This window comes from Pseudoalteromonas luteoviolacea H33-S (genome assembly GCF_001625695.1).
GTDB classification, from domain to species: Bacteria; Pseudomonadota; Gammaproteobacteria; order Enterobacterales; family Alteromonadaceae; genus Pseudoalteromonas; species Pseudoalteromonas luteoviolacea_B.
In genome coordinates this window covers 1-13375 of the sequence record NZ_AUXY01000103.1, presented here as the reverse complement: position 1 = coordinate 13375, position 13375 = coordinate 1, and the positions used below count along the sequence as shown (strand labels likewise).

At 41.5% G+C, this 13375-nt stretch carries 6 protein-coding genes; 1 reads left to right on the top strand and 5 read right to left on the bottom strand.

Features of this window, described 5'->3' with window-relative positions; translation table 11 throughout:
* Window positions 1-54 precede the first annotated feature (54 nt).
* Window positions 55-603 (top strand): hypothetical protein, encoded by a 549-nt coding sequence (locus N477_RS20765; protein ID WP_063361172.1) that lies wholly within the window; start codon window positions 55-57, stop codon window positions 601-603.
* Window positions 604-713: 110 nt separating this feature from the next.
* Here N477_RS20765 and N477_RS20760 read toward each other — a convergent pair whose 3' ends face one another.
* From N477_RS20760 to hsdR, 5 genes are all read right to left on the bottom strand, one after another.
* On the bottom strand, window positions 714-4613 hold the full coding sequence (locus N477_RS20760; protein WP_063361171.1) for a hypothetical protein: 3900 nt from the start codon (window positions 4611-4613) through the stop codon (window positions 714-716).
* A gap of 14 nt (window positions 4614-4627) precedes the next feature.
* Entirely contained in the window at window positions 4628-5524 is an 897-nt protein-coding gene (locus N477_RS20755; RefSeq protein ID WP_196760672.1) for a hypothetical protein, read from the bottom strand.
* A gap of 762 nt (window positions 5525-6286) precedes the next feature.
* Entirely contained in the window at window positions 6287-7705 is a 1419-nt protein-coding gene (locus N477_RS20750; protein WP_196760671.1) for a restriction endonuclease subunit S, read from the bottom strand.
* Window positions 7705-9336 (bottom strand): N-6 DNA methylase, encoded by a 1632-nt coding sequence (locus N477_RS20745; protein ID WP_063361169.1) that lies wholly within the window; start codon window positions 9334-9336, stop codon window positions 7705-7707. The genes N477_RS20750 and N477_RS20745 overlap by 1 nt, the downstream gene beginning before the upstream one ends.
* A gap of 223 nt (window positions 9337-9559) precedes the next feature.
* Window positions 9560-13087 carry a type I restriction-modification system endonuclease gene (gene hsdR, locus N477_RS20740; RefSeq protein ID WP_063361168.1) on the bottom strand — a complete coding sequence of 1176 codons (3528 nt, stop codon included), beginning with the start codon at window positions 13085-13087 and terminating at the stop codon, window positions 9560-9562.
* Window positions 13088-13375 lie beyond the last annotated feature (288 nt).

The window sequence follows — 13375 nt, the reverse complement described above, 5'->3', positions numbered from 1 at the left end:
AAAAATTCGTAGTTCTTATTTTCTGCCTTTTATTAAATAAATCTGGAAGCATTTTTGGCAAGACCATCATTAGAAGACAAGATTAATGGTAACGCTCACATTATTGTGAGGCGAGCCAAGCTCATCTTTGCAGCCAGTTTATTTATGTTCGCTTTATTTAAGTTTACCTTTTCGCTTGATAGCTTTGAGAGAAAATCTGTTCTTCAACAAAAATATCACCGTATATCAAGCACCGTCACAGAACTTACCTGCAGTAACCCTAAAAAGGGAAGCTCACGTTATGGTTCAGCAGGTACTATCAACCTATTACTTCAAGGTGCACCTCGTAAGCTCAGGATCTCGCTACACGAAGTTATACCTTCAAATACTTGTACAAAACTCAAAGATTACATTCGGGTTGGCGACAGATTGAACCTAAAAATTACACAAGGTTGGAACCAAATTACTTACATGGAAAATAACGGGACTGTTCTATATCGATTTGAATCTTATATGCATAAAAAAGAACACCAACATGATTCAGCAAAGTACCTTTGGGTCTGTATGATGATTATAAGTACCTTTATGTTTATCGGGTGGGGAAAAAAAATAACTAGGCCTTAATCCCTTGATGGTGAGCGCTACTTTTTTATCTTGCTGTTAGAGTGTGTCAAAGGTCCATACATCGCAATGACCGTGCTGTTATTACACAACACGGTTAAATAACTCAGACGTTAATGGCTCACGCTATGAATCTGTGTTGTTGATGCTGAACTTAGTGTTTCATGCTGATATTCAAGTCTAATGTAATCCCAAAATTCAACGAGCAATAACCACATACTTTGGCGCTGAGACAAACTCGATTCAAAAGCGATTTCATCTCCCATCAACACCTTACTGGCCAATGACATAAATGCGTGTAACTGAGTGCTATCGATACCAGCAGTAAATGCAAATTGCTGCTCAGCCACGAGTAAAGCAGCCATACTTTCATGATTAGAAGCAAGATTTTCAATCGTGTCTTTAACAACAAAATGACGCAACTCACTCCCTAAATTACATAGGTCCATCATTTTCAAACTTGCTGGAACGATACTCTTCATATACGCCGCCTTATCACCGAAATAACAAGTAATATTGTCATGCGCCTCTAAACACGCCAAATCACCTTGCTCTAACACAGCCACTCTATAGCCATTATTTGTACCATCATAATTAACGCTTTTAGTTAGGTTGATTGCATGTTGCTGTATTAAGCTTGCTGGTGCATCGTGGTGACAGAATACCAAAGAAAAGACCTGAGTTAGCGGGTAAGTGGTTGTCACCGGCGAGCCATTTGCTTCAGTGCTTTTTTTACTAATAGACCAGCCTTTAGTCCACGCCATTAATTTAGCCAACACTTTAAAACCTTGAGAGGCCGGAAGTACAAACAACGTTTGCTCATTGCCCCACAGTAAGGTTTCAAGCTTAATACGTAAAATAGCCTTATTTCCCTTATGATCCTTAATCATGTCTGTAAAAACAGCGTCTTCATTGCTTTCTAAATACGACAGCAACTTATGTAACAACTCACCCTTGAGTTGACGAATATGCTTTTCAAAGTGCAACAGATCATCCGCTGTTTGTACATATTCCTGCTTAATTTTAGACAATTGATTGCCAGAAAAGTAAAGGTAAGCCAGTTTGCTATCTAGGTTTACAAAACCTTGGTCATTACTGATTTGATCAAAGCCATTTGCATAATAACGCTTAACAAACTTAGGGTTATTAAGCTTGGCAAGTTTCGCATAATCGCTTAATTCGGCCTCATAAAAGGCTTGCTGTTGGCAATATCCTCGCGTGCCATCGAGATTCACCGACTCATTTGAGTGGGTACACATTTCAATACTTAACAGCTCCCCCCGACTCTGCCCCGCCTTGAGCAAGGCCTGCTTTGACTCAATAAAGTTATCATTAGTTACCCCCTCAATGTGATTAACTACAAATTGAATGCCTTTATACTCATGTTGCAGCGCCCGCTCAATACGCTCAGCCAGCTCGTGCACCAAGTTATTGTCAACGCGGTAAATGCCCTGTGTATGCTCAAGCGAGAGCGCTTCTAACTCACTGAGCTTTGATGCAAGACTCAAAACTGCATGACGAGCAGTCATATTTTGATGAACATTCATATGAATAGCTTGAACTCTGATCAACGCGTATTTGAGTAGCGGCTTTGACGCTAAAGTCGACATGCCTTGGGACGGATGGGTTTGCTTAATGGCTTGCGCTAATCTGTCATCCCAATGTGTTTCATAATGCTGAACCAATTCTTTTTCGCCTTTGCTAAAAAAGTGTCGAATGAAAGGCATAGAAGATATTTTATGATACGCGTACTGATACAACGACCTTGGTAAACTTGCAAAATCGAGCAAGCCATAAATTGCCGAAAACAATTTGGTTTTCACTCCAAGCAAAATAAAAAAGCCTATCAGAACGACCAGCAAAAAGCGGCTGAAAATATCCGAGCTAAATACAGGCAAGTCACTTGGCCATGCGGATGCAATAGCGAGTAGCGCCAACAACGTCGCCACTTGACCTGTATGGTCTGCTTTATTAACAAAATATATGTTACGCCAACTCTCCATATAATCATCAGCAAAAGAGACTTGCTCTTTGACAAGATTAAAATGCATATCAAGTGATTTTGCCGTATAGAGTTTTGAAAAGATTTCCAAACCTTGCTGTTCATGGCTTAAATGTTTAAACCAGTACCGATTCATAAATAAAACAAAGTTACGACGTATCTCACGATAATTGTTCTCCGGCTTGGTACTGGTATTTTCGCCTGCTAATTTATCTGTTGCCTGATTCATTGCTCGTTTAAAACACGTCAAAGCTTCGCGAGTCAAAAGTGCGTAATTAAAAAAGTGTCGATAAATTGTATGCCAATGCGGAAAAATATGATCTGACGCATAAGCCCCAAACCCCACTGTCACTGTCCCACTCTCATTAAAACCGGTTTCAGAACCGATGCCTTTCCAGCGTCGATAAGCCTGTGAGTCTATTAAGTTTGTGACAAACTCTTTATTGTACGCGTAGCCAGTCGGATAAAAATCAAAGCGATTCTTTTGCACATCGACCATGGTTGCTAAACTCGTGATTTGTGCCAGTACCTCTTCGCCAAGCTGAGATTGTGGATAACCACCACATAACCCATACGTCGCATTTAAATAAAGACGAGAGTCATGCTGATTATGACTCAGTGGGTCTAGCTTTTTAATGATATTATCTTGCTCTTTTGGGGTATTTTGCTGAGTAAAAAACAAAGACAAAAGGCGCATCACGTAACGTGAAATAGGTTGTCGATTATCCTGCTGTTGATTTAAGCTGGTCAGCCCTTTTGGTTTTGAGCAATCATAGGTTAAATGTTCGACATTGTTTAAAAATAACACTAAGCAATCTATTTTTTCTTCTTCTTTTTGCTCAACAAACGTCGGGTATAAGATACGCGCTTTATTACTAAAGTTTAGCCAACGACCGAGCTGCATTTGCTTTAAGCTCGTTTTTAGCGACTCATCATAAGGCGCCAGCAAAATACACCACCACCATATATCATCAGTAATCGTGCCTTTATATAAGCATTGCTTTTGTTGTTTTTGTATTGTGCGCAAAACTGACACAGCATGTTTGAAAACGTCTTGAGGCGGCGAATATTCTGCGTTAATTGCCATTAAAAAGCTGCCGCGAGAAATTGGGTGGCGCACCAATGCGAGCTCGAATATTCGCGCACATGGTGAGTGATCATTCTGTGTCAAAGCTTGTACCTGTTCAGGTGCGACGTCGTCATGCTCGTACATCGCATTTTGCTTTGCTCTACTTTGTTGGCGTTGCAATCTAGCTTGTTTTTTTTCTGGCGTATCAATGCCCAAAAAACAGTTATCAAGCTTAAGTCGGTATTCTTCAAACGTATTAACGCTATTATTTGAGTCGGGCTTTTCACCAAAAAAGCACGCTTGCGCTTCAGGGTTATAATAAAGAAATGTTTGAACCTCTGTATTGTCTTCCTGACTCCATTTATCTTGATCTGTCCCGATGCTATGAAATGTATACCGAGGCGCTGATATATTTAAATCTCCTCGGCTAAGCGATACTTTGCGCTTGTTATCATCACTGAGCTTTGCATCAAGCTTGTGCTTTAAAACCGTATCCCCTTCCAAATCAAACGGGTAATAAAAAGTGGCACGATATTTATGTAGCGGTCTCGAAAATTCAAAAAACACATTAAAAAATTCACTGACAGATTGCTTTGTGACAGTGCCTTTGGGCATAAGTAATGCCTGAAATATCTGGCCAGCAACTTCTACGTTTTCAACGGTATATTGAGGATACTGCTCTACAAACTGCGTTAGTTGAGCAGCTTTACGTTTATCACGACAAAAATAAACAGCTTCTACAATGGTAAAACCGGCATCATGTACACTCATCTGTGCCCAAAACAAAGGTTTCTGACAGAGTGCATTTTGCAACTGTGACTGAGTTTCAATATGTTGCAAAATCGAATGATTTTTTGGTAGAGGGTTATAACGCGTCACCACTGCGACGTCTTCTAGGTCTACAAAGTACTCGTTATGATTTAAAATTGAGTTTACTTCCATGCGCTTGATAATTCTTATTTTAAAATGTGTTTTATTTGATCGTAAAGTTCATCAAACTGATGCGAGCACGCCGTAGCGTCTTTTTTTGCTGAGGCGCCAAAAAAATAGTTTGGGGCCTGGCCGCCGAACCAGCTTTGCAGCGATGAATAAGGCCAATTGGCGACTAATTCACTGAATGCGTTTCTGTTTTTATTTGCCAGCACCTCTATTTGCGTCGTTGTGTTTTGTTTTTGATATTGAATCACAACCTGGCGCAATTTGAGCTCAGTACCAGAACTGAGCGCTTGTTCATAAGCGGCTTGTGTCGGAAACTGTGCAACTTCACTCATCACTCTGACGTAATCTGCTGGACACGCTAAATACACGACGTCATCAATGGATGTTGCAGAGCTCAAAGCAGTGTTAAGCCACGTAAAAGCCTGCGCTCTTTCTTGCGCAACGCCTCTTACACGCGCTTCATCATCACGAATTTGTCGCATTTGTTGGTAACTCGCTCCTGCTGCCAACAATCCGGGGATAAACCCTTTGTCATTCGCCGCAACCAACTGCTCATAATCCGATAAGAGCAATGAAAACAAAGCGGCAAACTGCTCAATGGCAGACAGAGTATGCCGCGCATCACTTTGTGGATATTGATGATGATCTAAGGTATGCAGCACAATACCTGTTTGGTCCAAATATTGCTGCGCTTCCCCATCTAAATCGGGGAGCTCGATGGCCAACAAGTTAGGCTTACACGTATTTAAATCGATTTCAGCTAATGCATCTGCAAGCGTGGCCCCCCAAAAGCTGGGGCCTTCGAAAATAGTAAAGCCATGTAACTTTGCTAGCTCGATAATACTATGTGCCTCCAAATCATTTGTCGGGCACAATATAGAGGTGTTTTGTTGGGTGAGCATCACATTTCTCACTATTCAACCATTTGATTATATGGATAAACTTATGGCTTTAAGCATACCATTTTGTGCCAATGGTAAGATACATAGTTGCAAGGTTTTCTCGTAGTTGTTTTATGCTCATATCAAAAAATAAACACGCACTGTCAGTTAACATCGTATGGCCTTCTACTAGGCGAACCAAGTGCTAGCGCAACAAGCTAGGAAGGATCACCAACACAATAAAAATAGCAGTGAAAACAGCTGCTTATTTTTGCCCAATTTGTGTTTTGTATTTATTTGAATCTATGTATATACCAATGCCTGAATCAAACAACATGGGCACAAGGCGCGTATCGAATCCTCTAACATCACTGCATGCTGAGTCTGAAGCAGCACCATGTTTAGGTTATGCCCAAGTTTAACAACCCAATTGCTGACATTGTCTTCATATCACCAGTATTCTGTCTATTGTAAAAACTCACTCCCTCCTGCCATAACCACGTATCGTTTTTTGCGGGTAACGACAGGTGGGAGTGTCCCAACAGTTAGCTAATACGTCTAAAACCCCTGTAGAGTTGTGATTTAAACTGGCAAACTTAGTACGGAACAACACGCCACTTGGTCGGTTTGGCGCGCAATCCCAAGGCTTTACCCATCACCCCACTGTATTCTCAGTGTTCAAAAAGGCCTCTGTCTGGTCGAGCAAATTTTCCCTGTTACATACTGGAATATTTACTGCTGCTTTCAGCTTGTATAACTATAACGTTTATTAAAAATATATACTTAAAATATCTGTCATGCTTTTTTCCTTGCTCGTGCTTTCTTTTTAGGTTTTAGCTTTTCTCGCTCAGCTTTTATCTTTTCGAGCAAGGCTTCTGCTGAGTTTTCGCCACTGATGATCTCAGGGTTTAGCTCGCGCCATTTGGCGGTGAGCTCACCACGGAAAGCTTTGGCGAGGATCGATTGAGTGAGTTTGTTGACTCGATCTTGGGCGGCGTTGACTTCAGCTTCGACTTTGTCGGCGTAAGCGAAGAGCTTTTCTACGCGGCGGACGATTTCGGTTTGTTCTTCCAAAGAAGGAACTCTGATTGGATATTTTTTTAACGCCTTACCTGTTAAATGTTTGATAGTTGTCCCAGTGAACAATTGGGATAACATTAAATTGTCAGCATCATTCTTTAAGTTATACACGAGCCATGTAGGTGAAATCTTCCCTCCAACTCTTGCTCTATGAAGTGCCTTTTGAAAAACTATTGGCTCATTTGTTTCCTGCTTCCAAATTGCACAGCGTCCAGGTTCTCCTCCTTCACAGATAAGGACGTCATCATGCTGCAATGACAATTCAGAGCGCTCAGACTCAGATACTAAGATTTCTTGTACGTTATCTAGATTAAACTCAAACCAACGCACGTTAATGTTTCCTAAGTAAGTAGTAGGTAAGCCAGTATTTTTAGACTTATCAAGCATTTTACCTAAGCGACTCTCGACAAGTTCACAATATGCTTCAACTCTCCAACCATCTGGGATTTCTGTCCACCCCCACTCAATGTAATTACTAGAAATGTTTTTTGAATTACCACGCCACTCCTTTGTCAATTTACCGCTTACGGCGGCAGCAAGGACTGATTGGCGGAAGCGTTTTAAGGTGTCGGGGACAGCGTCGAGGCGGGCTTTGATGCTATCGACTTTCGCTAGTAACTTATCCAGCTTTTCAGCAATGACTTTTTGTTCGGCGAGAGGAGGGAGTGGAAACGCGTAGTCCTCAACAAATTTTCTGGGTACTCGGCGAAGACCTACGGCTCCAGTCATGTTTTGAGCACCTTCGGTAGCGAATCCATGCGTTTTAATTAGTGCATAGATTAATTTCTCAGAAACATAAGGTGCATCTGCTCGCAATACATAAAACTCCGAACTACCAGCTCCGATACCGTTAGGTAAGTCCTCTACAACAGCAGCTTTTCCATTTTCAAAGCATGGAGTAACTTTTGCAAATATTACATCTCCATTTTGGAAATTCGTATACGATTTCTTAATTTCACCCCATGGTTTCTCGTCAAATTGCAGTCGTCCGGCATAATCAGTTGGGGCATGTGACATAGGAACAAAACCAGATGTAACGTCAGGATCTGCTTCTATTTTCTTGGGATTAACAGTAGCAATTTCTGATATTTTGCAAATAACCCATTCAGTTGGTATCAAGGTATTATCCATCATTAGACCTCGGCCAACTCAGAAATCAACTCATCTAACTCCACCAGCGCACTGGTCAATCCATCTTTAGCCTCTTTCGCCAAAACTCCTGGTGCTGGAAGATCTGCGGCATCAACACTGTCTTTGTCTTTTAGCCAACTGATATCGAGTGAGTCACCTTTAGTATCGGCTATCCATTCTCGAGTAAAACAACGCCAACGTGAATGTGCTAACTTTTGCTGCGCTTCCTTGTTTCCATGCGCTCTCTCGCTTGCATCCATCCCTTTATTTTCTTCGGCGCTTTTATCTACTGCGATTTCCTCTGCACCAAAGCTGTACTCACCTTCTGTGCGCGGTGACGTGCCGTTAGCATCTTCGCCATAGACAGCTTCAAATGGTTGAAGATGGCTTTCGCCAAACGGAGTGCGCTTGCCAAATGAAGGCATATTGGTTCTTAGGTCATATACCCACACATTTTTGGTACAACCTTCTTTTTGGGTTTGATCGTCTGCCGCGCCTTTGGTGAAAAACAGCACGTTGGTTTTTACCCCTTGCGCGTAGAAGATGCCTGTTGGCAAACGTAAAATAGTATGCAGGTTACATTTTTCCATTAAATCACGGCGAATATCGGTGCCTATACCCGCTTCAAACAACACATTATCAGGTAATACCACAGCAGCACGGCCACCTGGCTTTAAGTTACGGTAAATATGCTGTAGAAACGCCAATTGTTTGTTACTGGTGCGATAGGTTAAATCGTCACGGGTAATTGACGCTTCACCGCCTTTTGACGTACCAAATGGTGGGTTTGCTAAAATAACGTCTGATTTTGCTAGACTAGCCCCCACTTGGCCAAGTGCATTACCTAAATGCACCGCGCCTTCGCCGTCTCCTTCAATATTGTGCAGCAAGCAGTTCATAAGTGATAAACGACGGGTATTGGGTACTAACTCTACCCCCATATAGGCTTTGGTTTTTTGGAACTGTTGCTGTTGCTCGTTTAAGTCAAACAAGTCATCGGTTTGCGCTTTAATGTAGTTATCAGCAGCAATCAAGAAACCTGCAGTACCTGCGGCTGGGTCTTGAATAACCTCCCCCGCTTGCGGTTTAATGCAACGTACCATAGAGTCGATAAGTACACGGGGTGTAAAGTATTGCCCTGCGCCAGACTTTGTCTCGTTCGCGTTTTTCTCTAATAATCCTTCGTATAAGTCGCCTAGGCCGTCTTTGGTGGCACTAAACCAGTCGATTTTGTCTATGGCTTCAATAAGCTGTTTTAAGTGGCGCGGCTCGCGTAAACGCGTTTGTGCATCGGCATAGATGGCTTGAATAAGCGGATCTTCATGAATAATCACCTCCATGGTTTGTCCTGGGTTTTCAGGATCTGCTACGGTGCGTTTACCCGTTGATAGCGCCAACAATATAGCTTTGTAGTCGTTTAGCAATACCAGTCCATCTTTATTGCTTAAATCTTGCCATCGGCAGCCTTCTGGCAATGGATGACGGTTTAAAATGCCGGCTGCGTTATTCTCGTGCACCATTTTAATAAATAGCAGCAATACCAGCTCAGAAACATAGTCTGAATAATTAATACCGTCGTCACGTAATACGTCACATAAGTTCCAGAGTTTTTGTACAATGTCGTTGTTATTCATTTATTGCCCTTATCTCGGCTTGTTTCTTTTTGCAGCAATTTAGACCACTCGCTGTGTATACCATGCTGTTAAGCCCAGATTTAATTCGTCTTGTATGGCGCTCATGATATGTATAAAAAAAACGAGGATCTACAAATACTGAGGTTTTTACTGCATTATTTATGCTTTTGTTTAGAAAGCCGACAACATAAGGTGTTTGCCGGCTTTATCAGGTTAAAATTAGTTAAGCCTGCTCTACCCACAAGGCGTCATTCACTTCTTCTAACACGGCATCAAGTTGGTCATCTAAAACCTTATTTAACATTTTTGTACCACCGTGAGACGCAAAACGCTGGTTGATAAATTGTTTATCGACCACGACTTCGTGCGTAAGCTGTTTACCAAGACGCTCTAACCACTTACGCTGTGCAGGTTTCCAGTTATGTAATTGAAACATTTTTTGCATTGCCAATTTTACACGCTCTTCAAACGGCATTAATGCTTCGCCAATGGCAGCTTGACGAATGTAACCGACTATTGATGCGGCAATATCTTGGTTGGTTTTGTTCTTCCATGCAGTTTCAATGGTTTTTTCTCCAAAGCCTGCTGCATCTAGCATTAGTCGAACTTCTTTAAGCTGCTCACGCGTTAGGTCTTTAGGTTTATTAACCACTGTAGAAAGCGCAGCAGACTCATTGATTTGATGCTTTATGAAATTCTCGAAACTACCTAAGTAATCTTCTGGGCGATTATATTTTCCATAGCTTTGCTCACGAAGTTCCAATGTATCTTCATGAGTTGAGATGAGTGGATAACGCTCAGAACCAAGCAGATGATTAACTGCTGTAAGTTGAGGTAATAAGCCGCCGCTTTTTTTAATGAACTCTACTGCCTGTTTAGGGCCTAAATCACGTAAATGTTGCGGCAGTTTTTTAGGCTCTGTTCCCCACAATTGAGTAAGCTCTTCCAGTTTCTCTTTTATATCTTGGCTTGATTGGGCTTTTTTGTCGGCTTTACGTAAAATTCGCATCACCTTTTGACTCAGTTGGTCGAGTAGATCATCCGCGTGGGATGATTCTTTGCTCTCGCCTTGTGTGTCGAGTGCTTTGGTCAACTTATCTTCGTCGGTGAGCTCTTCAACTAACTGATCAATCGTAATATTTGGGTTTTTAACCAGTGGCTTCATGGTTGATACGTCTTCAAGTGACGCATATAGATCAACTGGGTCGTATATCCGGAATACAGTTTTACCTATCTCATCGCAGCGACGCGTAGCTCGCCCTACCATTTGCTCATACAAAATACGTGAGCGAACACGGCGCATAAACACGAGATTACAAATTCTTGGTACGTCTATACCTGTGGTTAATAAGTCTACAGTGATAGCTATATTAGGGTAGTCTTCGTTTTTAAAGCGGCTAATGGCCTTTTCAACGTTATCGGTTTGACCGGTAATTTTCAGCACTGCTGCTTGGTTGTAATCACCATTATATATCGCCCTAAAAGATTCATCGAGTAAGCGCTTTACCATATCGGCATGCCTGTCGGTGACACAGAAGATCATGGTTTTTTCTTCACCAAATGGGTCTAGCTCTTTTACCAGTTCCTCGCAGATCACTCGGTTAAAGTTTTCGTTGATCACGCGTTTGTTAAATGCTTCGATTTTAAAGTTTACTTCGTCTTCTAGCTCTGCTGTTTCGACTTCGCCCGTGCCCGTGTTAACTGCACTCACTTTCTCGCCTTTGGCGAAATTAATACCAGCTTGTGAAAGTTTGGTTTGATATCGGATTGGTGGCTCATGATCTATCAGCCAATCTTCTGCTACCGCTTCTCTGTACGAATAGGTATAAACCGGTTTACCGAAGATTTCGGTTGTGTGTTTGGCTGGTGTTGCCGTTAAGCCAATACGCACTGCATCGAAATAATCTAGTACACGACGGTAACTTGATAGGTATTGGGTTGCGTCTCGCGTTTCTAGTTCGCCTTCAGTCATTTCTTGGTCAAGTGTATAACCGCGGTGGGCTTCGTCAACAATAATACAATCGAACTCATCAATAGGTGGTGGCGTGTCAGACATAAACAAACGCTTTACCATGGCTTGCACCGTTGCCACTTGAATGCGGGTTTCCGCTTCTGAAGCCATATCACCGAGCTCTGCAATATTGTAAATTTTAGAAAGCGGCTTGCTTTCTTCTAATGGCGCTTCATTAAAACTGTCAATTGCTTGCGTACCGAGTGATGTTCTATCAACTAAAAATAAAATACGTTTAAAGCGTTCTGCTTTTAAAAATCGATACATCAAACCAATGATGGTTCTGGTTTTACCTGTACCGGTTGCCATTGCGAGCAGACACTGTTTGGCATCTTGCTCCAATGCAGACTCAACGCCTTTTATGGCATTTTCTTGATAGTCACGCAGCTTTAAATAACCAAAGCCCTCTTTTTGTAGTTTTTGCTGTGCCTCTAATTTACTTCGAGTGAGCTTATCTTCAAGGCCTTGAGGGCTATGAAAATTTGCCAGTGGTCTAGCGATATTACTGTGGTCTCTAACATCGCGAAACCAGATCCCAGACTGCTCTGCAAGCTGCTTTACAAAAGGCCTGCCATTTGAAGAGTAAACAAAAGGTACATGGTAATGATCTTGCTCACCTACAGGCCATGCTATGGTTCTCCCTTCTAGTTCCCATGCAAAGAGGAATGACGTCTGTTGTTTAAACCCCTTGGCGTAGCGTTCAGCCTGTTGCAGCTTACCAGCGACATTGGTGTTTTCTTTTTTTGCTTCAACAACCGCGATAGGAGTTAACCCTCTGAACAATACATAGTCGGCATAACCTTTTTTTCCGTCATGCTCTGTTGGCCATTCTGCTATAGCAATATCTTTGCCTTTTTCTGGGCGAGTACCATTTTTGTAGGTCAACGTTTCTGTATCTGTGATCCACCCAGCTTCATTTAAATGTTGGTCAATAACAATGCGTGTTACTTCTTCATTTAAATAAAGTGTTTTACTCGCTTCACGAAGTTGCTTGGCATAAATTTTTTGTTTCTTAGCCGTCGCTTTCTTTTCTTCTTCGTCTTGAGAGTGTGCTTGTTTTTGAGCGGTTGTCAGTTTTTCTGTGAACTGTATTCTCTGCTTTTCTAACTCTTGGTCCTGATTTTCAAACAAAGATTTATATTGTCGTGCTTCTTTATCCATTTGCTCAGCGAGTACTGCATATTCTTCTTTTTCTTGTTGCAGTAATTGTGTGAGCTGCTGGTTTGACTCAAGTTGCTGATGGGTATTTGTCAGCTCAGCTTGAAGTTGCTGAATTTGTTTTTGTAGTGCTCTGTGCTGCTTACTTGGATCTTGAGGAGGAATAAACGGGCCTGGCTCAAAATTAGCTGAGCAGATACTTGATGATTTATGGAACCAAATTGCGAGTTGACGGGCAACACGCAAACCATCCATTGCTTCTTTATGTTTTGTTTTAAAACGGTGAGCCGCTTTGTTACCTTCAATGCGAAGGTGGTGAAAAATATCTTTGATCAATGGATCAAAATTTAAGTCGCGATAAATTCTAAAAATCAGATCTTTTTGTGTTGTTTGTTCATCAAAGCTGATGCCTGCACCTGCTGCAATTTCTTGTGCAATTGCTTCTCCAAACTGACGTAGTTTTATTAATGTGGTATTTGGATCAGTTGCAAAAACAACTTCAGCATTATGGGCTAACTGATAAAAAATCGGATCGTGAATTTGTAAAAATCTAAAATTGCTGTCCTGATAAAAATTGGTCACAATCGATAAACTCCGTTTCGTTTTTTGATATTTTTGCAAATATTTGCTTTAAAATTATTTGTGAAAGATATTTAGAAAGAATTCGCAAACATCTGATTCAAATATGATTTTACTCGTATAGATAAATTGTTCAACTCATTGAGATAAATGTCTTTAAAACTCTTCGCCCCGAGTTAGCTCCCGGATCCATGCTGAGCTTGCAACTAACAATAAATAACCTGCACTAGCTACAACTGCTCATTTCACCTTACGTAAAAGTATTAATCAGCACCAGCTAAAATTGCTCAC